At 60.3% G+C, this 26,171-nt stretch carries 21 protein-coding genes, 1 other RNA gene and 3 pseudogenes; 12 read left to right on the plus strand and 13 right to left on the minus strand.

The annotated features are described in order from the left end of the window. Positions 1-61: 61 nt before the first annotated feature. Both Q5701_RS09285 and Q5701_RS09290 read right to left on the minus strand, forming a co-directional pair. Positions 62-1,924, minus strand: a complete 1,863-nt coding sequence (locus Q5701_RS09285) for an extracellular solute-binding protein (protein WP_306754956.1) — start codon at positions 1,922-1,924, stop codon at positions 62-64. Between the two features lie 150 nt (positions 1,925-2,074). After that, positions 2,075-2,608 carry a c-type cytochrome gene (locus Q5701_RS09290; RefSeq protein WP_306755382.1) on the minus strand — a complete coding sequence of 178 codons (534 nt, stop codon included), beginning with the start codon at positions 2,606-2,608 and terminating at the stop codon, positions 2,075-2,077. 115 nt (positions 2,609-2,723) lie between these two features. Here Q5701_RS09290 and Q5701_RS09295 point away from each other — a divergent pair, with 115 nt between their 5' ends. Next, positions 2,724-3,581, plus strand: a complete 858-nt coding sequence (locus Q5701_RS09295; protein ID WP_306754958.1) for a prephenate dehydratase — start codon at positions 2,724-2,726, stop codon at positions 3,579-3,581. On the opposite strand, the gene Q5701_RS09300 is transcribed toward Q5701_RS09295, so the two are convergent. Beyond that, complete coding sequence (locus tag Q5701_RS09300) at positions 3,578-4,030, minus strand: SRPBCC family protein (RefSeq protein ID WP_306754959.1); 453 nt, start codon at positions 4,028-4,030, stop codon at positions 3,578-3,580. The genes Q5701_RS09295 and Q5701_RS09300 overlap by 4 nt on opposite strands. Positions 4,031-4,323: 293 nt before the next feature. Between Q5701_RS09300 and Q5701_RS09305 the strand changes: the two genes are divergently transcribed. The 4 genes and pseudogenes from Q5701_RS09305 (at position 4,324) to Q5701_RS22835 (ending at position 7,987) form a co-directional block, all read left to right on the plus strand. Next, positions 4,324-6,177, plus strand: coding sequence for a bifunctional 2',3'-cyclic-nucleotide 2'-phosphodiesterase/3'-nucleotidase (locus tag Q5701_RS09305; RefSeq protein ID WP_306754960.1), 1,854 nt, complete (start codon positions 4,324-4,326; stop codon positions 6,175-6,177). Between the two features lie 39 nt (positions 6,178-6,216). After that, positions 6,217-6,313, plus strand: an RNA gene (gene ffs / locus Q5701_RS09310) — signal recognition particle sRNA small type. A gap of 100 nt (positions 6,314-6,413) precedes the next feature. After that, a pseudogene (locus tag Q5701_RS22830) lies at positions 6,414-6,539 on the plus strand (DUF6538 domain-containing protein); the annotation flags it as partial. A gap of 986 nt (positions 6,540-7,525) precedes the next feature. Further along, entirely contained in the window at positions 7,526-7,987 is a 462-nt protein-coding gene (locus Q5701_RS22835) for a site-specific integrase (RefSeq protein ID WP_373568653.1), read from the plus strand. Between the two features lie 431 nt (positions 7,988-8,418). Here the strand turns inward: Q5701_RS22835 and Q5701_RS09320 are convergent, their stop codons facing one another. From Q5701_RS09320 to Q5701_RS22840, 3 genes are all read right to left on the minus strand, one after another. Further along, on the minus strand, positions 8,419-9,429 hold the full coding sequence (locus tag Q5701_RS09320; protein WP_306755383.1) for an ATP-dependent nuclease: 1,011 nt from the start codon (positions 9,427-9,429) through the stop codon (positions 8,419-8,421). A gap of 12 nt (positions 9,430-9,441) precedes the next feature. Next, entirely contained in the window at positions 9,442-9,846 is a 405-nt protein-coding gene (locus Q5701_RS09325) for a hypothetical protein (protein ID WP_306754962.1), read from the minus strand. 136 nt (positions 9,847-9,982) lie between these two features. After that, positions 9,983-10,315 (minus strand): AAA family ATPase, encoded by a 333-nt coding sequence (locus Q5701_RS22840; RefSeq protein ID WP_373568633.1) that lies wholly within the window; start codon positions 10,313-10,315, stop codon positions 9,983-9,985. A gap of 456 nt (positions 10,316-10,771) precedes the next feature. Here Q5701_RS22840 and Q5701_RS09330 point away from each other — a divergent pair, with 456 nt between their 5' ends. Further along, entirely contained in the window at positions 10,772-10,894 is a 123-nt protein-coding gene (locus Q5701_RS09330) for a hypothetical protein (RefSeq protein ID WP_306754963.1), read from the plus strand. A gap of 430 nt (positions 10,895-11,324) precedes the next feature. Next, positions 11,325-12,086 carry an ImuA family protein gene (locus Q5701_RS09335; protein ID WP_306754964.1) on the plus strand — a complete coding sequence of 254 codons (762 nt, stop codon included), beginning with the start codon at positions 11,325-11,327 and terminating at the stop codon, positions 12,084-12,086. A 175-nt stretch (positions 12,087-12,261) separates the two neighbouring features. Here the strand turns inward: Q5701_RS09335 and Q5701_RS09340 are convergent, their stop codons facing one another. Next, positions 12,262-13,008, minus strand: coding sequence for a YoaK family protein (locus Q5701_RS09340; RefSeq protein ID WP_306754965.1), 747 nt, complete (start codon positions 13,006-13,008; stop codon positions 12,262-12,264). Between the two features lie 161 nt (positions 13,009-13,169). Here Q5701_RS09340 and Q5701_RS09345 point away from each other — a divergent pair, with 161 nt between their 5' ends. Further along, complete coding sequence (locus Q5701_RS09345) at positions 13,170-13,844, plus strand: SDR family oxidoreductase (protein ID WP_306754966.1); 675 nt, start codon at positions 13,170-13,172, stop codon at positions 13,842-13,844. 403 nt (positions 13,845-14,247) lie between these two features. Here the strand turns inward: Q5701_RS09345 and Q5701_RS09350 are convergent, their stop codons facing one another. Continuing rightward, positions 14,248-14,394, minus strand: a complete 147-nt coding sequence (locus tag Q5701_RS09350) for a hypothetical protein (RefSeq protein WP_306754967.1) — start codon at positions 14,392-14,394, stop codon at positions 14,248-14,250. Between the two features lie 441 nt (positions 14,395-14,835). Next, positions 14,836-15,777 carry a CBASS cGAMP-activated phospholipase gene (locus Q5701_RS09355; RefSeq protein WP_306754968.1) on the minus strand — a complete coding sequence of 314 codons (942 nt, stop codon included), beginning with the start codon at positions 15,775-15,777 and terminating at the stop codon, positions 14,836-14,838. A gap of 750 nt (positions 15,778-16,527) precedes the next feature. Between Q5701_RS09355 and scpC the strand changes: the two genes are divergently transcribed. Continuing rightward, complete coding sequence (gene scpC / locus Q5701_RS09360; protein WP_306754969.1) at positions 16,528-18,036, plus strand: succinyl-CoA:acetate CoA-transferase ScpC; 1,509 nt, start codon at positions 16,528-16,530, stop codon at positions 18,034-18,036. A gap of 18 nt (positions 18,037-18,054) precedes the next feature. On the opposite strand, the gene Q5701_RS09365 is transcribed toward scpC, so the two are convergent. Then, positions 18,055-18,936 carry a hypothetical protein gene (locus Q5701_RS09365; protein ID WP_306754970.1) on the minus strand — a complete coding sequence of 294 codons (882 nt, stop codon included), beginning with the start codon at positions 18,934-18,936 and terminating at the stop codon, positions 18,055-18,057. A 286-nt stretch (positions 18,937-19,222) separates the two neighbouring features. Next, positions 19,223-19,810 carry a hypothetical protein gene (locus tag Q5701_RS09370; RefSeq protein ID WP_306754971.1) on the minus strand — a complete coding sequence of 196 codons (588 nt, stop codon included), beginning with the start codon at positions 19,808-19,810 and terminating at the stop codon, positions 19,223-19,225. Positions 19,811-20,757: 947 nt separating this feature from the next. On the opposite strand from Q5701_RS09370, the gene Q5701_RS09375 reads away from it, so the two are divergent. Beyond that, complete coding sequence (locus tag Q5701_RS09375; protein ID WP_373568634.1) at positions 20,758-21,048, plus strand: XRE family transcriptional regulator; 291 nt, start codon at positions 20,758-20,760, stop codon at positions 21,046-21,048. Between the two features lie 766 nt (positions 21,049-21,814). Here the strand turns inward: Q5701_RS09375 and Q5701_RS09380 are convergent. Together Q5701_RS09380 and Q5701_RS09385 are read right to left on the minus strand one after the other, a co-directional pair. Then, positions 21,815-22,957 (minus strand): hypothetical protein, encoded by a 1,143-nt coding sequence (locus tag Q5701_RS09380; protein WP_306754973.1) that lies wholly within the window; start codon positions 22,955-22,957, stop codon positions 21,815-21,817. An 11-nt stretch (positions 22,958-22,968) separates the two neighbouring features. Then, positions 22,969-24,870, minus strand: a complete 1,902-nt coding sequence (locus Q5701_RS09385) for a zinc dependent phospholipase C family protein (protein ID WP_306754974.1) — start codon at positions 24,868-24,870, stop codon at positions 22,969-22,971. 869 nt (positions 24,871-25,739) lie between these two features. Between Q5701_RS09385 and Q5701_RS22845 the strand changes: the two are divergent. Beyond that, positions 25,740-25,853: pseudogene (locus tag Q5701_RS22845) on the plus strand (transposase); the annotation flags it as partial. A 23-nt stretch (positions 25,854-25,876) separates the two neighbouring features. Beyond that, positions 25,877-26,169 (plus strand): annotated as a pseudogene (locus Q5701_RS09390) (transposase); the annotation flags it as partial. Between the last annotated feature and the right edge of the window lie 2 nt (positions 26,170-26,171).

The raw sequence follows: 26,171 nt of genomic DNA on the forward strand, positions 1-26,171 counted from the left end.
CGGCCCCGTTTCCTTTATCCCGCCCTTGTCAGACGGGACCGCCGGGAAATCAACCCTGCCATCAGCGGATCGCGCCGCTGGCCTTCAGTTCCGCCTCGCGCGCGGTATCGGCCCACCAGAAATCCAGCGTGCCAAGCGCATAGGGCGGCATGGTTTCGGGGTGGCGATAGATGTCGTAATAAGCCAGCGTATATTCGGCCTTGAACCATTTCGGCACCCAGAACCGCAGGCTGCGCAGCGCGCGGTCCAGGGCGCTGATCGCCACGATGTTGTCGCCCTCGGTTTCGGCCTGCTGGCCCAGTTCCAGCAGCTTGTCGATCGCCGGGTTCGCCAGGCCCATCGGGTTGAACACGTCGTCCGCGTCCTCGGATCCGAAGACTTGGCCTGCATAGCCGCCGACCGCATAGGACTGGCCCAACGAATCCTCGACCATGTCGAAATCCTTGGACCGGGTGCGCAACTGCATTTCCGCGTTGTCCACGCGGCGGTTGGTGGCGTCGATGCCGATGGCGCGCAGGTTCTGGATGAAGGGGTTGATGATCCGGTCGTTGCCCACGTCGTCGTTCAGGATCTCGATCGTCAGGGGCTGGCCTGCAGCGTTGCGGCGCATTCCGTCGTCGCCCACTGTCCAGCCCGCCTGATCCAGCAGGGCCACCGCGCGGCGCATATTCTGGCGGTCAAGCTGGCGTTCACCCGATACCGGCTGGACCACGGCGGGATCGGTCAGGATGCCTTCGGGCAGGTCACCGGCGACGGGTTCCAGCAGCGCCCGTTCCGCATCGGACGGCGGACCGTCGGCGCGGAACTGGCTGTTGTCCCAGAAGGAATTGACGCGCGTTTCCAAGCCATACAGCAGCGTCTGGTTCGTCCATTCGAAATTGAACATCAGCCCGACCGCCTCGCGCACGCGGATGTCCTTGAACTTGTCACGGCGCAGGTTGAAGACCCAGCCATCGCCGCTGGCGATCTGCCCGTCGGGCAGTGTTTCACGCACCACCGCGCCCGAGGCCAGCGCCGGAAAGTCATAGCGCGTGGCCCAGTGCATCGATGAGGTTTCATTGCGATAGGTATATTCCCCCGCCTTGAAGGATTCGAACGCGCTGTCGAAATCTCCAAACATTTCATAGCGGATGCGGTCGAAGTTGAAGCGGCCCCGATTGATGGGCAGATCCTTGCCCCAGTAATCGGGATTGCGCTTGACGACCAGTGTACGGCCGATGTCCGCGCGGTCGAACATATAGGGTCCGGAGCCGATAAAGGGTGTGTCGCTGCTCTGCTCCAGATCGCGGGCGTTGTCCTCGAAATCCTTTTTCGAGAACACGATCTGGTTGCCCATCTGGGAAATCACGTCGCGGCGGGGATAACCTTCGGCAAAGGTGAACTTGATGCGGTGATCGTCCAGAACCTCGGCCTTGGCGATCATCTGCTGCATCGCCATGCGGAACGACGACAAGCCCTTGTCGCGCAGGGTTTCAAAGCTGAACAGCACGTCATGGGCGGTCAGGGGGGTGCCGTCGCTGAAGGTCGCCTCGGGGCGAAGATTGAAGATCACCCAGTCCTTGCTTTCGGGATATTCCAGCGTTTCGCACAGCAGGCAGTAATCCACGCCCAATTCGTCCGCCGGGCTGTCCATCAACCGTTCCAGCTGGATCACGGCCAGGGCAATGGCGCGACCGCGGTGGGTGAAAGGGTTGTAGCTGTCGAATCCGCCGACCGCGCCGAAGGAAATCTCGCCCCCCTTGGGCGCGTCGGGGTTCACATAAGGGTAATGGGGGAAGTCGGCAGGCAGCGCGGGTTCGCCGAACAGCGCGATGGCATGGGTCTTGATGACCTTCTCGCCGTCTGCGGTCGCCGCAGCTTCTTGCGACAGGGCGGCGGATGCCGGGGCAAGAACCAGCGTGGCGATCAGGGCAAGGCGGCGCATCGGCAAACTCCGGGTCGGGGATCTGTGACGCACGCTAGGCCAGTGCCGGGGACGGGATCAAGCCGCGATTTCGTGAGAACGGCGCGAGGACAGGCAACGAAAAAAGGCGCATCCGAAGATGCGCCCCTGGTTCCGCAGCAGGTCCGAAGCCTATTGCTGGCCTTGCAGATAGGCGATGATGTCGGCGCGGTCCTGCGGATCCTTCAGGCCGGCAAAGGACATCTTGGTGCCCAGCACGACGCCCTTGGGATTGGCCAGGAATTCCTGCAACGCCTCGGGCGTCCACTGGGGCGCCTCGGCCTTGTGTTCGACCATGGCGGGCGAATAGCTGAAGCCCGCGACGGACGCGACCTCGCGGCCCACGACGCCGTTCAGGTGGGGACCGACGCCGTCGGTGCCATCCAGCTTGTGGCAGGCCTTGCACTTGCCGAAATCCTTTTCGCCCGCGGCGGCATCGGCGGATGCCAGAAGGGCTGCAAAGTCGATTTCCTCCTCGACCGCTTCCTCGCCGCCGGCGGCTTCCTCGACCGGGATGGTATAGGCCTGCGCGACTTCCTCACCCTCGCCATGATGGGCGGCGCCGACATGATACAGGGATCCCGCCGCCCAGTTGGCCAGCATCAGAAACAGCAGCGCGCCGATCAGCGCGCCTGCGGCCTTGGTCAGGGTCATGGTGTTGAACATCGCGTGCGATCCCCGCATTGGTAAGCTCGTCAATTCGACGGGTATCTATCCGCTTTCGCTTTGAAGGATCAAGGTATAGTTACCCCACGATCCTTCAAAATTCGGACAGCGGCCCATGACCACCTTCACGAACCGCATCGCCTTTCAGGGCGAACCCGGCGCCTACAGCCACGAAGCCTGCCGCAAGGCACGGCCCGCCATGGAAGCCCTGCCCTGCCGCACCTTCGAGGACGTGATCGAGGCCGTGCGCAGCGACCAGGCCGACCTTGCGATGCTGCCGGTGGAAAACTCGACCTATGGCCGGGTGGCCGACATCCACCACCTGCTGCCCGAATCCGGCCTGCACATCATCGAGGAAGCCTTTGTCCGCGTCCATATCAGCCTGCTGGCGATTCCTGGCACGGCCCTGTCCGAGGTCCGAGAGGCGATGAGCCATACCGTGCTGCTGGGCCAGTGCCGGGGCTTCATGCGCCGCCACGGCATCCTGGCACTGACGGGCGCCGACACCGCCGGTTCCGCGAAAGAGGTGGCGACCCGCGGCAATCCGTCGCTGGCGGCCCTTGCCGCACCCTTGGCAGGCGAGATTTATGGCCTTGAACGCCTGGCCGACGGAATCGAGGATCGGCAGAACAACACCACGCGATTCCTGATCATGTCCCGCCAGCCCGATTACAGCCGCCGCTCTGACCGGATGCTGACCAGTTTCGTGTTCCGGGTCCGCAACATCCCCGCCGCGCTGTACAAGGCCATGGGCGGGTTCGCCACAAACGGCGTCAACATGACCAAGCTGGAAAGCTATATGGTGGACGGCGTCTTCACCGCGACGCAGTTCTATGCCGATGTCGAAGGTCACCCCGAGGATCCGGCGTTGCAGCGTGCGCTGGACGAATTGCGCTACTTCACCTCGTCACTGGATGTGCTGGGCGTCTATCCCGCCGATCCGCTGCGGGAAGCGCAACGACAGGCAGCCTAGGCCGCGCGCAGGTGGGCCACGAAATCGGCGATCCGCTGGTCGTATTTCCGGTCCAACTGCGTCTTGCCCAGCTTGGCCGTTTGCAGCAGCAGGCGGGCGCGCATATTGCGGGCGCGCACCTCGGTTTCGAACAGCAGACGCGATTTCACCCGGCTCAGGGCAACAACGGTCATGCTGATCGACAGGTCGAACTGGTCGGAATGGCCGTCCAGCGTGATATGGGATGGGCGGTCAAAGCGCGTGACATCCAGCCGCACGGTGCGCCGCTGCCCCCGCCAGTTGAAGTCGATGGTCCACCCAAGGCCGGTGCCGGGATCCTGGGACGGGTCGATCCGGCGGATCTGGGCGCCCCGGGCGACCAGGGCGCGTTCGCTGCGGGAAAAGTCGCTGATGAGATCGAAAAGTTCGGTCGCCGATTTATCGGTATCAATGCGGGTCGAGAATTTCATGCGTGTCTGACCATCCCAGGCGCGGCCCCGGCCCGTCTGCCGCGACCTTTCGGCTTCATAAGGCACGGCAGGCAATGTGTTCAACCAAGTGGAAAGCATTTGTCCTTGCCCCGCCGATCCGTCGTCTGGGTCAGACACGTCCGTGCCGCCCGGCCCCATTGTGATCAATATGCCCGCATAAGGCAATTAATCTTCTAGGCTTGACAATCTTTGGTTGAGTCGCTGCGATCCCGTTAGGTAGGGTAAGACGGCCTGGCTCAGACATCGTGCCGGCCTGTGGTCGGGGTTATTCAATGCGGGACGCAACGGACCAGATCTGCGAACGCGATTGCCCAGCCGACACGGCCGAAACCGTGGCCCTCAGAATCTTGGCCACGACCGACATGCACATGAAGCTGGTGCCCCACGATTATCTGGCCGACCGGCCGTGCGCCCGGGGAAGCCTGGCCCAGATCGCGTCGCTGGTGGACAGCCATCGGGCGGCGGCGCGGAACACCTTGCTTCTGGACAACGGCGATTTTCTGCAGGGAACGCCTTTGGGCGACCTGGCGGCGCGGGGTGGCGCCAGGGGCCATCCTGCCATCGCGGCGATGAACTTGATGGGCTATGACGCCGCCGCTATCGGCAATCACGATTTTGCCTTCGGGCTGGAGGTGCTGCAGTCGGCGGCCCGGCAGGCGCGGTTTCCCCTGCTGGCCGCCAATCTGCGGCTGCGGGGCCGGGCGGATTTTCCGGGCTTTGTGATCCTGGACAAGCCCGTCCTGACCTCAACAGGGCGCCGGGTCGTGCTTCGCATCGGCGTGGTGGGCTTTCTGCCGCCCCAGACCACCGCCTGGGACCGTGACCTGTCGCGGCAGATGGCCTGCGACGACATCCTGGACACCGCACGGCGCATCCTGCCCCGGATCCGTGCGGCGGGCGCCGACCTGGTCGTGGCCCTGGCCCACAGCGGCATCTCGGACCGCCCTGCTCGCCCCGGGGCAGAGAACGTCGCAACGGAACTGGCCGCCATGGACGGGATCGACGTTGTCGTGGCGGGCCATACGCACGAGGTCTTTCCGCTCGCAGGCATCGGCCCGGCGGGCGGCACGCTGTCGGGCAAGCCTGCCGTCATGCCGGGCTTTGGCGGGTCGCATCTGGGGGTGATCGACCTTTCGCTGGCGCATGACCTAGGGGCGGGATGGCATCTGTCGGATGCCGCCGCGCGATGCGAAGGGGTCGCACCCGACCAGCCTGCCGCACCCGCCGTCCTGCACGCGGTGGCCGCCACGCATCGGCTGACCCTGTCTCACCTGCGCCGCCGCATCGGCCATAGCGACCGGCGCATCAGCAGCTATTTCGCCCTTGTGGGCGTCGATCCGGCGCTAAGCTTGGTCAACATGGCGCAACGCTGGTTCGTGCGCAAAAGCCTGGACGGCACAAGGCTGGACGGCATTCCGGTCCTGTCCGCCGCCGCCCCCTTTCGCGCGGGCGGACGGGGCGGCCCGGGCCATTACACCGATGTCGCGCCCGGCCGACTGCGGTTGGGCAACCTGACGGATATCTATTCCTTTCCGAATCGCATCTGCGCCCTGCTGATCACCGGGGCCGACCTGCGCGGCTGGCTGGAGCGGTCGGCCAGCCTGTTCCGGCAGATCCAGCCCGGACGCCCCGACCAGCCGCTGACCGATCCGGGCTTTCCGGCCTATCAGTTCGATGTCGTCCAGGATGTCCGCTGGCAGATAGACCTGTCGCGTCCCGCAGGCTTTCTGCCCGACGGACGCCCGACCGGCGGGGGACGGGTTCGCGACCTGACCTGGCGGGGCCGCCCGGTGGAGGACAACGACCGCTTCGTGCTGGCAACGAATTCCTATCGCCTGGCCGCCTGCGGGCTGTTCGCGCCGCTGACGGCGGGCACGCCGGTGATCCTGCGGCCCGGGCCTCAGACCCGCGACGTGATCCGCGATTACCTGCGCCAACGTCGCCGGCTGTCCATCGACGCAGCCCCGGCCTGGCAGTTCCTGCCGATGCCCGGAACCTCGGCCCTGTTCGAGACCGGGCCCCAGGGCCTGCCCCTGCTGGCCGAGATCGCCCGGACCTGCGGCAGGCCCATGGAATATCTAGGCCAGACCGAAGGGGATTTCGCCCTCGTGCGCCTGCATCTTTGACGGTTGCATCGCGCGCGCCGCCGCATTATCTATCCTCTCGAGAGGTTGGCGCGGGCAGGCACCTCGCCAACCCGGTCAGGACCGGAAGGTAGCAGCCGTAACGAGCCCCGCTTGGGTCGTTGTCCAGCCTCTCACCCTTTCACCTGCTAAGCTCTTGATGTGTAAAAAGGCCCTTGCCTTGCAGAGGCTTTGGTAGTTTCGGTGTCACAAAAGCTGTTACAAACCGGACCTCCAACATGGCTGGCGCAACCCGATACCTACTGAACCGAAACGGCAGATTCTTCGCGCGCCTCGTAGTGCCGAAGGATCTACGCCAGATCGTCGGCAAGAGTGAGCTGCGCACTGCACTTGGCCCTGATCTTCGCACGGCTAGGAATCATCTGCCCGGCGCTGTCGCAGCTCTCCAGCACGAACTGGCGGTGGCTGAGCGGCAGGCAGCAGCCAGCGGCGCCGGCAACGTTCAGCTAGGACGGTATCCCCTTGCTCCTGATCAGATTGCTGCCAGTCACTATGCTCAGCGTCTCGCTTTCGACGATCTGCTGCGGAACGATCCACGTTATGCCTCGATGCCGATTGATGATCTTCTGGTTCAACGACTTCGCCTCGGAATGGCGGGTCGCCTGAATGATGCAGGACTGGCTGAGCTTGTCGGAGCACAGGTCGAACGATTTCGACTCTCCGGAAACCTGACTGCACAGCCGGGTAGCGACGAATGGCGGCAGATTGCCCGCGCTCTTTGCATGGCGGAATATGAAGCGCTGTCGCGTGTCGCAGAACGGGACGAGGGCGATTTTACTGGCCAGTCTCAGCACTCCTTAATCGTCAATGCACGGCCGCCAGTGGACACCCCGCCACCTGTCAGTATTAAGCGTCTCTGGAGCGACTACGTGGCAGGCCGCCAACTTCTCGGACGCATGGCCGACAAGGGGCGACGTCAGGCGCTGGCCGTCGATAGCCTTCTTGACTACCTGCGCCACGACGACGCCAACCGAGTGACAAGGAAGGATATCAGTGCCTGGCTCGATCTGGCGGTGACGCAGCTCAGTCCTTCAACTGTAAGGAAAGTCTACCTTCCAACGGTTCGCAGCCTGTTTAAATGGGCGCACAGCAAGGATCGCATCCAATCTGATCCGACTGTCGGCTTGCGTGTCGAGACTCCGAAAAAGGTGCAGAACCGTGAAAAGGGCTATACAAATCCCGAAGCGATCAAGGTGCTGAAAGCATCACGTGCCTATCGGCCCAAGACTGGTCCCGCTGGCAAAGTGCTGGAGGGCCCAAAGACAAGACAACAGCTGCCAAGCGCTGGGTCCCCCTTCTTTGCGCATTCACCGGCGCCCGTGTCGCAGAGATCACGCAGCTACGGAAAGCTGATTTCCGGAAGGAAGGCAACGTTCATATTGCACGAATCACACCTGAGGCAGGTAGCACGAAAACGGGCCAGTGGCGGAACGTTCCCCTGCATCGCCAAATCATAGCGCTGGGCTTTATTGATCATCTGAAAAGCGCCTCTGATGGTCCGCTCTTTTACAATGCCACAGACCCGGCCAAATCTATCTACCATGCCAAAAAGATGGCGAACCGGCTTGGGGATTGGCTGCAAGAGAGTAAGCTTGTTCCTGAGGGTGTTCAGCCGTCGCATGGCTGGCGACACCGGCTCAAGACCATAGGACGTGAGGTAGGGATACAAGATCGTGTTCTGGATGCGATCCAAGGCCACGCACCTCGGACTGCGGGAGATAACTACGGCGACATCACGATCAAAACAAAGGCTGACGCAATTGAACGGCTACCAGACTACGATCTGCCTTAGGCATTCGGAAATGAGTCTATGCCAGCGTGGCACCGGATGCCCGCCTACATAAAATCATGGGCGTCTGCACGATCCTTGTCCAAACTACCCTTTTTTGATGACTCAACTGCCTGCCCGCTGCGCCTGTGTTCTTGTGGAGCCATTGTTGCGACGAATCAGCTTTGCGGCTGCCTGATCGAACGCCGGCCCGCGCAAGGCCCGGCACGACCATAGACGGCCATCAGCAGCCTAGCGTGAATGCAACAGCGCTTGGCGCAAGCTGCGCACCGATTCGTCCGCCTTCACCCCTTCTGCGCCTTCTGTGGAGCCGAGGAAGCGCACGATGACTACAAGGAACGGCATCCGGGCAACCGCGCCTTGCTGCTGGCCTGTCGAACCTTCAAAGCCTCTGCGCCCATTACCGCAATGGCACAAAGCAGAAGCAGGAGCGCTCAGAGCGCATCCACGCTATCGATGATCCGCTGGAACCTTGCTAGTTCTACCCCGCCCTCAACCAGCTTTCCACAGATCTGCTGAGCAACCCATGGTGTTTTACAGATGTCATCGGAGTCGAAACCAAATTCCTCCTTATAGATCTGAACCTCGCGTTCCCACGCCTCAGCGCTCAGCCCCTTCAGATGAGTTTCCATATTTTCTGAGAATGACGCAAACTTTTCAAAGCATCCGTCCGGAAAATCAATTGGCTGCGCCACCCCTAGAACCTTCTGGATGATAATATTTGCATTTATCTTCTGCTTTTTATCGGCCTTGGACTGTTCAGAGTCAAAAACCGCAAATGCGGGAATTCCAAGGCTGTTAAACACAAATAACGGCTTGTCCATCTTCGTCTTGCCATCCACTGAGATAATGGCGATTCCTTCAGCATCAGGATGACGGCCCACAGCCCGATAAACGGCCTCCAATACAGCTCTGTCGCTTACACCTTCAACGAGAACAACTTTCCTTGCGAAGAACCCCTCGCAGATTTCACGACTGAAGATATGCATCTTAGATTCAAAAGAAGCGTCTGAAAGGGGATCGCGATTTAACGCTTCAGCAAAGAAGCGGCTGGCACGCGCAACACTAACCGAAGCGCAGCCATGTTGCTCCTCCCCATCAACTGTAGCTCGCCGCAGAATGCGCGCCGAGTGAAACTTGTTCATTCCGATAAACTTCTCAGAATGAGTGGAAAATACTACTTGGAACCTAATTCCGGACTCGGCGCTAAAGTCCTTGCAGGTCTGATGGAATGCATCATGAATAACTTGCTGCTTGCTCGAATGTTGGTATATCTCCGGTTCTTTTACAAGGAGAACAATGTCGCTTTGCGCTCGATCAAAGCCCTCTCCCTCGGTATCATTTTCAATCTTGCTGGCAAGAAATTCTATGACTGAGAATAAAGCCGCTCGCTGGAGCACATGCCCAACATTCTCCAGCCCACTGACAAACCCATTATCTTCGATGCGGAGCGACGGCTAAGGAAACGAAACTTTGAGTCCGTCCTTGCTTTTCCAGTCAGCCATTAGCTTTGAGTCGCGATAATATCTCTGCACTGTCGACGTTAATCGCTCGCTGATGCTGGCAAGCTGTGGAAATCTGTCTGGATTTACTAGATCGGAAAATTCTGTTTGGCTTCGTGAGATAAAGTCAACGACTTCGCGCTGGTTCTCATAGACCTGCCGTTCAATTTCAGAAAGAAGATTGATAATTGGGCTCTTCTTTGCACCGAAAGTTTCTTCTCCTGCGTCTGCAACTGCCGGAACATAATGGATCGACGTCTTCTTCGATAGCTTCCCGCTCGCGACGTTCGGCGCGCCAAAAAACCCTCTGATTGATGCGAGCTCAAGTAAACCTGGATTGGCCGCCTCCCAAGCCGACATTAAAGTCTCGACTTCCTCCGCACTGGACGCGCGCTCCAGGCCCTCAGTCTCATCAGCAACTCTGTTAAAGAGAGCACGCTTTGTTGTCCTGTTTTGCTCTGCTCTTACCGCTCCAAATGGAGGATAGGCAGGTGCATTAACGGAATAGTGGAGGTGAGAGTCTCCCCAGGTCCTGTCTGAAGGTCCGAGTTACGCTCAGCACGCCGTTGCTTACGGCTGCCCCGAACTCCGCAATTTCTGCCGGAACTAGATTCTTAAATACTACAGAGATCCGAATCCCCTCGGCTCTACGGTGATAATAATCGTCGTCGTTTAATTTTGGAGCTGCCTCAAAGAAAATTTGGAGCGCACGCAATATACTTGATTTTCCCGCGTTATTGCTCCCGAGCAGAGATGTAACTTCACAAAAATCCACATCTAACGCTCTAATGGATCGGTAGTTTCTAATTGAAATCGATGATAATTGCATTGATCAATCCGTTTGTTTGCAGCGCTGCAGGAGTGTTGCCACCTATGTGCTTTTATTTCCCTTTATAAGTAAACACACTGATTAGCGCTCCCCAAAAAAAAGGGACCAACCCCCAGATGAGAGGTTTGAACTGTTCAAGATAGGAAAGCCGTTTTTATCTAAAGCAAACGCACCTGTCAGAATTGATAAGATCAACAATGCCAAGCCTAGCCCGACACACAAGCGCGCAAAGAAGTTTGACAGCTCGATCCTAAACTGTTGCTGCTCTCAGACGACTGACAAGCTGACGATCATGTCACTAGTAATTTCGTATCCGGGGAGCGCTGTTGCTCGTTTTCTGGCGGCCGAAACCGGCGTGTGGAGCCACGTAGAAGACAGCGCCTAAATTACTTCTCCATGCTGTGGTATTATGTTACCATATCCACGTAATCACTATTGACTGTGTGAGTAACGATTATGACCCTGATCCGCGTGCATCTTGTCGTTGATCATAGCGACAACGGCCAGCTTCTGACCTATCGCGGCAACGTCGCGGCTGCCTGGCTGGCGGGCCATGTAGGCGCCCTTTTGACCCTATGACGTCCTGACAGCGCAGGCGGTGCCGCTGCCGGTGGCCGCATAATACGAAGCCGAGAAGCAGTCTCCTTTGCGGATGCCTATGCGCTCCTTCTGGCCAGCTTGATCCAACCAGCACCGCAAATGTTACGCACTACGGGTGCGGCACGATCGGGAGAGACATCGAGGCTCGGCTCAAGGTTGCCCAGGCTGTCCATCATCGCCCGCGCCACATTGCGGTTCGCTTGCTGGTTGGTCGTCAGGTTGTAAAGGTTGCAGATGGGACGACCCTCCGTGCCGTGGCTGGGAGCTCAGCCGTCAACATAGCGCAGTAGGGTCGTGAAGATATCCGCAGATCATTCTGCGGCATCCTGTTGACATACTTCTCCCATTCGGAACAAAACCAGAACAAATCTGTTCGTCTGCAACCGCTTCTCTGGAACCATCTGTTCCCATGCCTGCCCGGACCTTCAGTCCTGCCCTTGCTGCGCTGCGCGAGCAGATCGCAGCCATGGAGGGTGAGGGTGGACCGGCTCGCGGAGTGCTGCCCTTCGGCGTTCCGGAGCTGGACCGCCGGCTGCCGGGTAGCGGCTTGGCCCTGGGCTGCCTCCACGAGGTAGCGGGTGGCGGCAACGGTGCGGTGGATGGCGCGGCTGCCTCCTGCTTTGCCGCCGGCATTGTCGCGCGTCTTCCGGGACAGGTGCTCTGGTGCGTGACGCAGGCGGACCTGTTTGCGCCCGGTCTCGAGCAGGCAGGTCTGAGTCCAGACCGGGTGATCTATGTCGAAGCCGGTGACGGTGTCACGGTGCTGGCCTGCATGGAGGAAGGCCTGCGCCATGGCGGCTTGGGCGCAGTGGTGACAGATGTTGCGCGGCTGTCGATGACCGCCCCGCGCAGGCTGCACCTAGCCGCCAAGGGCTCGGGCACGACAGGCATCGCGCTCAGACGCTGGCGCCGGCAACAGGGCGCTTATGACTTCGGCCAACCTACCGCGGCGATGACACGCTGGCGGGTGTCGGTCTTGCCCTCGAGCCCGCTGCCGGTCCCCGGTGTGGGTCGTTCCCGCTGGCTCGTCGAGCTGATCCGGGCGCGGGCGGGAGAAAGCTTCGATCTGGAACTGGAGGGGTGCGATGGCACGGGTCATCTCGGTCTTCCTGCCGCTGTGGCCGATCGACCGCCTCAGGCGCCAGGGTGGCGAGGCAGCGCCTTCGCCTGAGGCGCCGCTGGCTCGTGACGGCTGCCTGTGCGGTGGCACAAGACGTGGGTCAGATTAATGGTATGCCAGTGAGCAAGGCTCGGGCCTTGGTGCCCGGGCTGCAAGTGATGCCCTGTGATCCCAAGCCGATGCCGCTCCCCTGAAGTGGCTGGTGCTCTGGGCTTGCCCCCGCCGCTTATCGCCTGACCCCTCGGCCCAGCAGCGAGGGCAGCGACAGAGCCAGCAGCACCCCCGACAGGACGAGCGCGAAGGGGAAGCCGAGCCGGGAAAAGCCCACCGCCCCGACAATGCCGCCTGCAACGAACACTCCCACAAGCTGAAGATGGATCCTCAGCTTCTTGCGGTCTGCAGCAACCCGCCGTGTCATCCAGGTGCGCCCGAAGAACTCGCGCCCCAGCTCGATGCCGATGTCGGTGATCATGCCGGTAGCATGGGTGGTGCGGATGCGCGTGCCCGAGATCTTGGTGATGGTGGCGTTCTGCATTCCCATAAAGAAACACAAGCAGGCCAGCGCGAAGACGCGCCCAGGCTCGGAGGTGAAGACGCCGCCGCCCGCGAAGCAGGCAAGAGACCCGCCCTGCACCGCGATCGGCAGCGCATATTGCCTGTTCGCGCGACGCAGCCGGGCCCAGTTGATCAGGACGGTGCTGAAAGCTGCGCCCGCCACAAACGCACCAACGGCAAGGACCGCGACCATCGCAACCCGCAGCTGGCCGATCACCGGACTGTCCGCAAGCTGCGACAGATAGCCCGTCATGTGCGACGTATAGGCACCAAGCGCGAAGAAGCCGCCAGCATTCGACGCGCCCGCTACGGCCGCCAGCACCGTCGCCAGCACCAGGTCCGTTCCGCGCGAACGGCGGTGCCCCGTCAGCAGGTGTGCCGAGGCGACCGGTCGCCAGATACGTCTGCGGGCTTTCACGTCGGCAAGCACGTCCCTTGATGAATTCCGCCCAGACTATGGCCATGCCGACAGGGCTGGCAAGCAAGCGTTGCCTGCACAGGAGCGCGGGCTTAGGATCGCCTGAAAGGCTGTGCGCAGAACGGTGCGCTTCAAGCCCTGCCCCGATCGGAGGAAGACCAATGACCGGCAAGACGCTGTTTATCACCGGCGCTTCCAGCGGCATTGGCGCGGCCACGGCCCGCCTTGCGGTCTCGCGCGGCTGGCGGGTTGGGCTCTTTGCGCGGCGCGAGGACAGGCTTCGCGCGCTGGTGGCGGAACTGGGCGATGACCACGCCCTAGCCCTGCCCGGCGACGTCACGCAGCTTGCCGACCAGCAGGCGGCGCTGCAGCGGATGGCGAGCGCTTTTGGCGCTGTTAACGCGGCCTTCGCGAATGCCGGACGGGGCCTTGATGCCGCCGGCACGGAAGGCGGCAACGCCGACGAGTGGCAGGACATGATCAGCATCAACATTCTCGGCCTGCTGTTCACCGCCAAGGCCGCCCTGCCCTTCTTGAAGGAAACGCAGGGGCATCTGCTGATGACCGGCTCGGCTGCGGGCAGGATCCACATCAAGGGCTCCGTCTATGGCGCCTCCAAGTGGTTCGTCCACGGCTACGGGGGTAACCTGGTTGAGGAGATGCGCGAATGGGGTGGACGCTGCACCGTCATCGCGCCGGGCATGGTTGACACCGAGTTCTTCGACGAAGCCAAGCCCAAGGCCATCCGGCCCGACGAGGTCGCCCAGGCCGCGCTTTATGCACTTGAAGCCGGAGAATACGCCGCCGTGCGCGAGGTCTTCCTGATGCCTCGCTGAAGCAGGGCTTTGTGCAGCGGAACCTTGGCACTCTGCGGTGGACGCACTACTGAGCGGGTCTGCCTGGCTCCGGTCCCACCCCACTACAACCGAGCCGGCTGGTGCAGGACAACGGTATGTTTCCAGCGCTGGAGATCTCGGCCGAGACGCCACGGGCTTGCTCGCCGGGAAATCTCCGGAAAGGCCGAGGCGACCCGTCGCCCACTTGTCGCTCATCCTGCACACCCAACCTTCACTCAGTTATGCCGGAGCCTGCCCAGTCTTCTCCAAGCGCCTATTCTTTCGCTGCTGGAAGGCCCTTAGCCTACGGGACTACAGAGCACCCTTCTGCTAACAGAAGCAGGGCCCTACGGACGCTTCTGGAGCTTCTGAGCGGCATCTGGCCCATGATCATCGGGTTACGTCAGAATGCGCCGAACATCGGCAGCTTCCGCATCTCTTCCAGTTCAGCCTCGTCGGCGGCTCGCTCTTCTTCGGCTTTCGCTCGTTCATCAGACCGCAGCTTTATCAGATCCAGAGCCGCCGCATGATCTCGCTTCAAACGATCCACGGTCCATTCTTGACCACGGCCGGAGGTGATCTCTCGCCTGTTCAGTTCATCCGCGAGCTCCCGCCGGGAGACTATCCATCCCGACTTCTTCTATGACGGCCGCTATTCTCTCAATCCGCTGCTCAGCGAAGCCTCCCGCCGCAGTGCGACCATCCACGGGCTGATCCAACGATGCCACCATCAACCCCAGCTTCTGGATGCCACAGGGTGGCTAAGCGGCGTCAACACCGCCATTGCAGTCCGTCGGGATAGGTGCCGGGTTCAGCCTTGCCGTGCTGGTGGGCACGATAAGCCAGGTCAGGCGTGTGGAACGGTCGAACTGATAATCCGTCAGGACGAACCGCAGGATCGACCTTACAGGGATCCTAACAAGATATTGTATTCGCGATTGCTTTGCAGTGCGTGCAGCTAATGACTCAATCCGTGATCCGCACCGTTCTTTCACCGCCGTCCTGCACCCGCTTTTCGAGCAATCTTGCGCACGCTCGGGCCCATGCCTGATCGCGCCCAAGCCTCAAGTTCTGGGAGCGACAGGCTTGCTGCCATTCTTGCCGCAGCAATGGCCTTTGCGTCTGCCCGGTCAAGGGCAACATCTCCCCGCAGCGGAAAGCCGGGATCGGCATCGATCCGGGTGTAGCGCTCGCCCAGTAGGCTGCTCATCAGGCGGCGGGTTACCTCCGCCTGCGCGCCCATCATGGTCCGGAAGATGCGGTTGCCCCGAAGCCAGTCAAGCACGCCCATGTCAGGATCGGCCGGCTCTCCCAGCGGTGGGCAGGCGTTCATGGAGCCCAGCGACAACATGGACACCTCCACCGCGTTTGCACCCGCGCGCAGGGCCAGTTCCAGCGCCAGAAGGTCCGGTGCATTGGCAACGATAGCTCCATCGGCATGAAGCTCGCCTTTGATGGAGACTGCAGGAAACATGGTCGGAGCTGCGGCGCTCGCCATTACCGCGTCGCCCAGCCTTACCTCAGGCGAGTTCTGGTTGCTGAAGACGGTGGGCGCGCCATCGCGTAGTCGGACGGCAGTAACGGCCAGCGGGACGTCCAGTTCGGCGAAGGTCATTTCACCGGCAATCTCGTCCACCAGCATCTTCAGCGGCGCGGACATGTAGCGCGACCGGCCGAATACCCGCCACAAGTCGCGCGGGCCTGCGATGCTGCGGCGGCGAAAGGCTTCGGCCCCGCGCTTCTCAAAACCTGCGCGCAGTTCTGCCATCGGCATGCCCCTTGCCGCTGCCACCGCCACAACTGCACCCGCCGATGTGCCGCAGAAGAGGTCGAAGTTGTCCTTCACCGGACCGGCCAGCTTCTCCAGCTCCTCCAGCAGGATCACATTATACAAGGCTTGGAAACCGCCACCACTGATCGACAGGGTCTTCATGAAAGCACCTCCTTCCTACAAAATATCAGTGCCTTCTCCAGTTTCGCCAAGATGTGCATTTGGATAATTTTGGTGCGCCAGTCCCGTCACAAAGTGTGCAATTTCTAGCGGCATCGCCCCCTTGTTAAAAGCTCCCAGAGAAACGGCCAGGCGTTGCCGGGACGTATGATGGCTTTCTCATACCAACCCGCCGTTTGTTCTTGATTATTTCGCATTTAGAACATAGCAAGAACATGAGGAAGGTTATAAGACCCAGGGTTCGTCTCAGACACAGTGTTGACGAGGTATCTTTGCGGAATATGGCTCTGGAACATCCTCTATTACTTCCGTTTCATGTCTGACTTTCCAGCTGAGGAGATTGCCGTGAATACAGAGATGAAGAACACTCTCGTCCGGGCTGATCAGCCTACAAGCGGTTGGAACTCGATTGGCGATCTTGCCCTTGCACAGCTTGCCACATTGATGTCGCAGACGAATGCTGTCCTGGATCGAAGCATACCTGACCGGTTGCACGGTTACACAACTGGTGCCCGTCGAGCTGCCTGACGTATGCAGGATAACATGACAAGTTGCCGTGCTCGGTGAGCGCGGGCGGGGCCTGCGCGGTCATGTTGGTTGATCTGTGAACCCATCCTGTTCGCATTTGGTCCTGCCACGTAGGATCGCCTCTGAAGGTTCACCACGCTTGAGCTTCACATTCTCCATCCACAGGGTGTAAGGCAGGCCGCAGCTTTTCGGAAGGACGGACCTGTGACCCGCATCGCTCCCAAGGACTTTCGCTCGAAGATCATGACCGCAGAAGAGGCGGCAGCACTGATCGCATCGGGTGATACCGTCGGCATGAGCGGCTTTACGGGATCGGGTTACCCAAAGGCAGTGCCCATGGCCCTTGCCGCACAGATCGAAGCAGAGCACCAGGCGGGCCGCCCCTTCCGAACCCGCATCTGGACCGGCGCCTCGACCGGACCGGAGCTGGACGGGGCGCTTGCCAAGGCGGACGGCATCGAGTTCCGCCTGCCCTACAACTCGGACCCCATTGCCCGCGAGAAGATCAACCGCGGCGAGATGGAGTATTTCGACATGCACCTGAGCCAGGTTGCGCCGATGGCCTGGCAGGGCTTCCTTGGCCCGCTGGATGTCGCGGTGATCGAGGTGACGGGTATCTGCGAGGACGGGGCGTTGATCCCTTCCTCATCGGTCGGCAACAACAAGACATGGCTTGATCGGGCCGAGAAGGTGATCCTGGAGGTCAACAGCTGGCAGAACCCGGCCTTGGAGGGGATGCACGACATCTACTACGGCACCCACCTGCCCCCTGACCGGGTGCCGATCCCGCTGACGCGCCCCGACGACAAGATCGGCGAGCCATGGCTGCGCTGCGACCCCGAGAAAATCGTGGCTATCGTCGAAACCGATGCGCCCGACCGCAACCTGCCCTTCGCCCCGCCGGACGAGGCGGCCCACGCCATTGCCGGGCACCTGATGGAGTTCTTCCGCCACGAGGTTGCCAAGGGCCGCCTGCCCGCCTCGCTGCTGCCGATCCAGTCGGGCGTGGGCAACATCGCCAATGCGGTGCTGACGGGTCTGGTTGACAGCCCCTTCGACAACATGACCGCCTTCACCGAGGTGATCCAGGACGGCATGCTGGACTTGCTGGACGCAGGCAAGCTGCGGATGGCTTCGGCCACCTCCTTCTCGCTCTCACCCGAGGCAGCCGCGCGCGTCAATGCAGACATGACCCGCTACCGAGACCGCATGATCCTGCGCCCCCAGGAAATCAGCAACCATCCCGAGCTGATCCGACGCCTTGGCTGCCTTGCCATGAACGGGCTGATCGAGGCCGACATCTATGGCAACGTGAACTCGACCCACATCATGGGATCGCGCATCCAGAACGGCATCGGCGGCTCGGGCGACTTTGCCCGCAACGCCTATGTCTCGATCTTCATGACGCCGTCCACGGCCAAGGGCGGGCGCATCTCGGCCATCGTGCCGCAGGCCTCCCACGTCGATCACATCACCCAGGACGTCCAGGTAATCGTGACCGAGCAGGGCTTGGCCGACCTTCGGGGCCTGTCGCCAAAACAGCGCGCCGCCGTCATCATCGAGAACTGCGCTCATCCCGACTATCGCCCGCACCTGGCCGACTACTTCCGCCGGGCCTGCCAGGGCTCATATGGCCTGCAGTCGCCATCGCTGCTGAACGAGGCGCTGAGCTGGCATCAGCGGTTCGTCGAGACAGGGTCGATGCTGCCTTAGGCCTTAATGCCGGCAGGCTCATGCAGCCCGGCGCTTTTCCCGCGTCTCTTGATGGAAATCTCGCGCTAGCCGTCCCATGCTTCGTGACATGATCATCAACTGGTCCCCGCCCAGCGCCTTCGCGGTAGTTCTACAAGCCTTCCACGTATACGTGGCCCATCCAGAGGCACTGTAGAGCCGCTGGAAATGAACTTGGCGAGCCGCAGCCTTGCCCTTGATCTTTCCTGCAGCTTCACGAAGGGCGGTCTTGATCGCCATGAGGGCGCTGCTATCCAGCCCTGTGCCTAGAAAAACACCGTGCAGATGAAGACGGCCTTCCGGAAAAACCTCGAAGACTAGGGCATATTCGAGCCCGGCTTGGCCGACCTCTTTCAAAGGCCGATTCAAGGAATTCTGAAACAAACGCCTGATCCGTGTCCTATTCTGCCGGGTCATATAGCTTTGTTCCCGTGCGACACCCAGGTTGAGAGTTACCGCAACACCGCAGCCATCGACCTGGCACATTTCGGCCGCAATCTGGTATTTGGTCCTCTCGTCGAGACGACGCCACGCGACTGGCGGGACATCAAGGTTCGCGGGCCTTTTGTTGATGATAGCGCTGGAGGCGTCCGGGCCTTGAAGAGGGAATGCCGATCGTCGATTTCTTTTCCGCTTTGCCTTGCTTTCGTCTGCTTCTCTCGTCCTGGAAGTGTGCTCCTGCGAAGGGACACGGCTTACCGGAAAGGGGAAGACAGATAGTGTGTTGTTCCCAGAAAGGTTGGTCGTAGAATTCGCCACTGGACAACAGGGCACACTGGGACCGAATATTCCCTGTGTCTGCTGGCTATCTTCAAGGCTTTTGTGCCCGGTCTGCGATGCAGATTTGTTGTTGTCGGCGGCCGCATCTTCGCCACTGATCAAAGGCTGCACGACGGGAAGAGAGGCGTGGCTTGCACCTTCCCTATGCACGGTCGCAGGGGGAAGATCGCTCAGGCAGAGATCTGCAGGAAGCACCTCGCATCTTGTATTGCCGGAAGCAATGGCAGTCACAATGGAGCCAGGCCCGTTTGAGGTCGACCCTGACAGTGGGGGATTAGAAGCAGACGTCATCGGTATAGTCCAACAATGATTGTCATACCTGAGTTTTACCGCCGTCCACGCAGACTATCGTTTAGATACCCCATAAAAGATAGTTCTGGTAGATTATCTATCGTTGGGACTGCTGTGCCAACCAATGTTCAAGCGCGTCGATCATGATCTGCTTGATGCGGGAGCCTTGCGAGAGAGCATTCCCAAGCGACACATTGAGACGCGGAAAGCCAAGCTCCGCCATCACGTCACCCATCTTCAGTCCTCGCGCTGTCATGATGCGCTTGATCTCGGCGAGCGCCACCGGTGTTAGGTGCCGCTCAATGTGGATCGGCGGGCTGCTCGGTGCCGTGATCCTTGCTATAGAACCTGGTGCGGAGCATCCTATTTGGGCCTTGAAGGCATCCTTTTCCGCCGCCGACGCCTTCTTCCAAGCAGACTCGAGAAGCTGAAGCGGTGTTCTCTGCGGCTTGATGCCCGCCAGATCCAGCGCTTTTGCGGCCGACGATATCTTGCCACTCTGCAGGTCGGCGAAGATGTCTGGCCGTTCCCGCGCAAGACGATCCAGATAGTATTGGTTGCCGCGGGACTGTGGCTTGCCCATGTTCATTGCTTCACCTGATAGATTATCTACAAGCCGAATCTTTATCAGTTCTTCACCCTTCACAAGCGAGAATGAAGTGGTGCGTCCGAGCGATTGTCGCATGAGATGAGATCAAGTCACTGGAAGTATAACCACACCCCTCATGCCAGCACATTGGCCAGCCTTGGCCTCCTGAACCCTCCAGCAGTTCATCCTGTTACGATGGTGGCACGGCTGCTCACTTACACTCCAATAGTCGTGTGGCGCGCCAAAGCTGATCTTACAGCCGTATCGTCGTGTCGGTCTTCGCTTGGCTTTTTCGAACGAAACTCTCGTCGCCCATCTTCCAGTCATGCACCGTGATGCCAAACAGCGGCTTTCCAGTAGTGTTTGAGCCTTTTCCATTCGAACGAAGCTGGTGAGCTATAGTGAACGGGTAAATCACGGACGATCGACTGCACGAGATTTCGATCGTCGACTACTCCGCCGTTTTAATCTCGAGAGTGCCGGCTAGCTCCCGACCGACGATTATTCTCCGCTCAGGTGTTGCGTTCTGGTGCGCAAGATCAATGACGCTTTGAAAAAGTTGGATAATTTCGGATTATTTCCGCGACACGGCGATGCAATTACGGCTCGAAACGCAACGATCTTCGCGCATGAAGGCAAAAAGTGTTGCGAATTACACAACAAAAATGCGACGTTTATTGCGTTTGATAGGCATTCCGTTTCATTTTGTTGCGTGATAACGCGCGAATTTGGTTAAAAACAAGCGGCCGCGTGAACCGCATCTCCCATAGTGGAGGATGTGATCCTCGGAATGCTCAGGGGTCCCGATGCACCCTCGTCGACCTGACTGTAATTATCTAGGACTTCGCTCTTCCCTCGATGTCGGCAGCTACTCCCAAGCGCATTGCTGATCATGGCCAGGTAGATTCGTCTTACCAGAAACAAGAGAGACGATCATGCCTAACCCTTACGAAAATAGCCCTGCCGCTATGCTTGTGCGACGCCAGACCGAACTTCTTGGTCACCGCAAGACCCAGAGAGAAATAGCCCACGAGGCTGGGTTCATGAATCCAAACCTGATCTCCATGTTCAAGACCGGAGCATCGAAGATACCGCTGGACCGCGTGCCAAGTTTGGCCCGCGCACTGGAGGTCGATCCAGCCTACCTGATGCAGCTTGCTCTTGAGCAGGCGGTAGGCCGAACAGCCGCTGTTGCTTTGATCGAGGTCTTCGGACCTCCAACCACCATCAATGAAAGAGCGTGGCTTGAGGAAATTCGTGAAGCGTCAGGCCAAACTGATCCGAAGATGACGGCCCGGTCACGCACAAGCCTGCGATCCGTCTTCGGTCGTTAGACGGAGAGAACTGCCTGGAAAGCCCGTCCGCCTCGTTCCAGAAGGGGAACCCTGACCAACACAGGTTGGTCTGGGTTTCCCAAATCGGAGCCGGAACATGTATTTCCCCTTTCGTCAGTCACCCCTCCGTCGCGGGACTGATCGAAAGGCGCCCATTCCTCATGCCGCGATCGGCCAGGATCCCGCCCAATCAAGGATCATCGCGCATCCGGCAACCAGTCTGCTTTGTCACGGACATACGACGGGTTCACTCCAAATCGCGTGCGGGTATTGCGCCAGACGCTTGACCCATAGTAGGCGTCGGGCACTAAATGTTCATGTAGACATGACGCTACGTCACAAGGTCATTCCGAGGCATGCCACAGTGTTACAAACCTCCTTTTAACTATCTGAAAAGTCTATCATCCGGTCGTTGTCCAGCCTCTCACCCTTTCATTCCGCTAAGCTGTTGATGTGAGAAAAGGCCATTGCGACCCAGGGGCTTTGGTTTGGCGTTGCAGCCGGAACCCCGGCATGGCTGGCGCAATCCGATACCTACAGAACCGAAACGGCAGATTCTTCGCGCCTCTGGTCGTGCCGAAAGACCTGCGCCAGATCGTCGGCAAGAGCGGATTGCGCACTGCCCTTGCCCCGAGTTTCGCACGGCCATGAATAATCTGCGGCGCAGCGCATCCCTCCAGCATGGGCTTACCCAAGCCGAGCAGCGGGACCGCGATGTCTATGGGCCTTCATACCCCCTTCCATGAGGCGGCATGACGGGCACCGGCTAACCACCCACCACAATGATCAGCACCCCGCCAAAAGGCTGTTCCGGGTCGAGGTTCTGGTCGGTGGCGGTGAGTTCCAGCCCAATCGCCTCGCCTTCGCGCAACCCTAGGTCCGGGACCGTCATCTCGAAGCGGCTGCGCCGTGTTTGTGCCGTCATCTCGCGGTGCTTGGCCAGTAGGTCGCGATGCTGCGAAATCTTTGTCTTGCCTGCGTCCACCTCGGCAAGCGCGTTGCGAACCGCAAGCCCAAGCTCTCGCTGGGTACCGAGGTCGAAGCCCGCGGGGTCTTCAGCGGCGAGGTTCAGGCCCTCGGGATCCTCCTCGATGCGGATGGCCTCGGCGCCCGGCTCAGACAGCTTCATCGCCGTCAGCCGCCCCCAGCCGCGTCGCGGAAACTCGGCTGCGGGACGCACATCGGCCATGACCGGATGGCGAATGGCCGACAGTTCTTCCGCCAGCAGCGGGCGGATGCCGATGCGGATTAGGGCGTTCGGCTGGTGAATCAGGTTGAAGGCAAAAGCCTGCGCCTGGCCGACAATGTTGAGGTTCTGCTGCGCCACGTGCCTGTCGATCGGCGGCGACAGCGCAAAGTCGTCCACCGGCATCTCCAGCGGCGAGAAGGAGAAGGTCCGGGCGAACAGGCACTTGTGCCCGGATTCGGTCGGCGGAACGGTATAGACGAAATCGGCGGCGGCACTGCCTCCGGCGGGCACCCAGGCGGAAGGGACATGACCCAGCGTGGTCAGGCGCGTGGAAAAGCGGGTGTCGAAGCCAAGCGTCGGATCGGTCAGATAGAGTTCGACCTTGGCACCCGGAACCGCGAGATCGCCCCGGTTCCGCAGCACGGTCCGGATCAGGTAACTCTCGCCCGCTTGCAGGGTCGTGGTATAGGCGCCGACGCTGCTGACGGGGCTGAGCAGCAGGTCGGGCGAATGCCAGAACACGACATTCGAGAAGGGCCGGTTGCCGATGTCTCCGTCGAAGGAACGGATATACAGGAACGAACTGTCATGGAACACATCAGGCCGCTTGCGTTCCTTGCGGCGAAACGCTTCTGCCAGTTGGCCCAACGCATCCTGATTGTAGGCCTCGCGACGCTTGCGCAGATCGGCAATGAATTCGGCTGAGATGTCGCTTGGCATCGCGTCTCTCCTCAGGGCAGGAACTCGACTTTCACCTCGGTCGGGTCGGCCGCCGAGGTATTGGTTTGCAGCGGCTTTGGACTGTTCGGGGCCTCGCCGGGCTGGGACCAGCACAGGAAGCCATAGCCGCGATCGGAGTCGAGGTTGAAATCGGGCAAGGTGCCGCCGCGGAACCAGCGTTCATAAAGCACCCCGCTAAGCTCCAGGGCATTGCCCAAGGTGCGCTCGCCCAGGATCGATACCAACTGGGCTTCTTCTCGGTTCGGGCTTTGGGCCAGGGAAACCAGTTCGTCGATCAGCTCGCGGTCCAGCGGGATTCGCCCAAAGGCCGGATGGGTGAAGGGCTGGTTGAAATAGCTGCCGGGCGCCGGAACGACGTTCCGCTTCTCGCCATCGGTCAGCGGATAGATCAGGTGCCGCTCCTGATTGAAGATGGTGGACGCCGGATCGCTGAGGAAGTCAGGCGTGAAGCGCAACAGTGGCTCGAACGGGGCAACGGCGGCGGCGTTTACACCGGTGGAGTCGGGGAATGCCGGCGTCATGAACTGGCGAAAGCGCGGATCTGCCAGATGTTCGCGCATCGGGAAAGCCAAGCCGTTCAGGGCGATGGCCAGCCGGAACATCTGGAACGCGTTATAAAGCTGTTCATAGATCAGGCAGGCGGCATAGCGGATCGTGGCCGTGCCCAGCGTGGCGATCGCCCCCGCGATCCCGTCCGCGATTGCCGCTGCCGCCATCACTGCCGCTGCAATAAGGGCGGCCAGAATGATGAAGATCGACAGGATCCCGAAATCGCCCGCCTCATCGACGGCGTCCTCAAGAAAGTCGCCGACGTCACCAAGATTATCGACGGTCTTTTCCCAAACCTCGCGCAGTTCCGCAGTCAGAGAATAGGCAACTGGCGGCGGCAGTGTCCCGGACTCGGTGAAGCCCTTCATGAAGCGATACCACAGCCGATAGGTGTCATCGACATCGCTGGCGGAAATGGTCTTTGCGTAATCCGGATCGGCGTCGGGATCCTCTTGGTAGATCTTGTTCAGCGTGTCGGCAAGGAAGGTCGCGAATGCAGATGGCGCCGTAGGATCCTCTGCCGGCTCGGGACCGCCGTCAAAGTTGAAGTTGTAGAGGTGATGCAGCTTCGAGAAGTTGAAGTCGGCTCCGGTGACATTCAGGAGGTTGAACACATCCTGGAAGTTCTCGCCCGTCTTGTGGCGTTGCGCCTGGCTGCGATAGGGGCCACCGCAATAAAGATTGACATAAGCATGCCCGACCGTGTCCGCCGCCACATGCGTCAGATAGCCGAGCGCATAAAGATGATGGGGTGAGGACATATCGCGCGTGGCCTCCAGCATGGCCTCGGCGAACTTGCCGGTCTTGCGATAGTGCATGGCATCGAACCACCACCACTCTCCTTCGGCCGCCCCATCGCGGTAAGGATGCGAGATGATGTCGAACAGGTTGAAGTCGGACACGTATTTCTTGAGCGCCTCGGTCAGCAAGGCGCCAAAGCCGGTCAGCAGCTGGTTCAGGTCATCGAAGGTCTGCTTGATCTCGCTGAGCAGCGCGGAATCCTCGATCACCTCGTTGGCCAGTTCCTCGAAGCCCTCAAGCGCGTCAAGAACCGGCTGCGGCACTGCCGAGAGCAGCGTTTTCTCGAAATCGCGCAGGAAATCGGCCAGGTCGTTGTGAATCTCGACGAACTTTCCCAGCGTGGGGTTCAGATCCTTGGTGTTGAAGAAGAATGGATCAGGTCCGTGGCAGCCGATGAACAGATAAGGCAGGTTCCTAGGATCGGCGAGCAGCGCCTGAATGCCCGCATAATCAGCGAGATCGAGACCGCCGAGGCCCTTGTTGGCCTGGATGTTCGCCTTCAGCCGATCGACGATCATGTGATGCAGGGCCGGGCCGGGCATGGCAATGCCTCTCGAACTGATCCATGGAAAAGTCGCAAGGAAGGCTATTCTGGCATTGAGACAAAGCCTGCGCCCGACTCACGAAAAAGTCAATTCAGCGGGTAGGAGTGACACGTTTCGTGAAGAAGCTTAGTTGGCGGTTAGGCGCTGCCGCATGGCCCGCAGATTTGCCCGTATAGCGTCCGGTTGGAACACATGTTGGGTATAGGTATTTCTTGGTGTGCTTGTTCGGCAATGGCTGCAGAACCGATGAGAAAAGACAGTGTCTTCCGCATTCGCACGCAGGAAACGACGTGCCGAAAGACGGCTTCGTGCCCCGGCTTGTGCTTGTTACCCTCGCGGCCATTTTGGTGACCCTGGTCTGGCGCGGCGTTCCTTTGCTGGAGGAGGCGATGCCAAGTCCCGAAGGGAGCCAAGAGTCGTCCTTCGCTGCGGCGATCTGGCCGCGAACGAGCAGACGACCATTTCTCTCTTTGAAAAGCCAAGGACAGCGTGGTCTTTCTGGCCCCGGAACGTTGCCAACGGCGGTGCAATATCCGGCCATGCAGCGGCGTAAAACCAGGCCAGGTGGCGGTGCCCAGCGCCATGGTGCGCGCTTAACATATAGCTGGCGCGTGTTATGGCGCTTTGGCCCTTGGGGCCAAAACGATGCAATGTCCCTTCAGGACTTCGGTTGCCGGTTTCGGGCAGTGCTGTTGGCAAGCCGATAGCTAGCGCCATTCATTCGAGGATGCTGACGTAGTAGGTCGGCCTGTCGAGCGGTGCGCCGGTGAGGCACTGGGAGCAGAAGGTCTCAGTCCATTCATTGCACCTGTCGCGGTTTGGTGGCGCTCCTTTGATAGCCCAATGTGCGGCAAAGGAGATGAACCATGGGCACAGGCAGGACGGATGAGTTTCGCAAGGATGCGGTGCGCATTGCACGGACGAGCGGGCTTTCGCGACGTCAGATTGCGGATGATCTGGGGGTCGGCGTGTCGACCTTGAACATGAGTTTCGCAAGGATGCGGTGCGCATTGCACGGACGAGCGGGCTTTCGCGACGTCAGATTGCGGATGATCTGGGGGTCGGCGTGTCGACCTTGAACACATGGGTGAATGCCCATCGCGACACGGATGTGGTCTCGGCCGAGGACCGCGAGCTTGCCCGGAGAATAACGGCTTCGGCGCGGGATCCGCATCCTCAAGGATTTGAGCCGGATCCGCGAAACAGTCTGGGGGATTGTTTCCCCTGCGAAAGGGGGAGATCCTGGAAAAAAGCCACCCAGTTCTTCGCGAGGCAAAAGCGGTGAGGTTCAAGTTCAA

Source organism: Paracoccus actinidiae (assembly GCF_030863885.1).
Lineage (GTDB): Bacteria > Pseudomonadota > Alphaproteobacteria > Rhodobacterales > Rhodobacteraceae > Paracoccus > Paracoccus everestensis.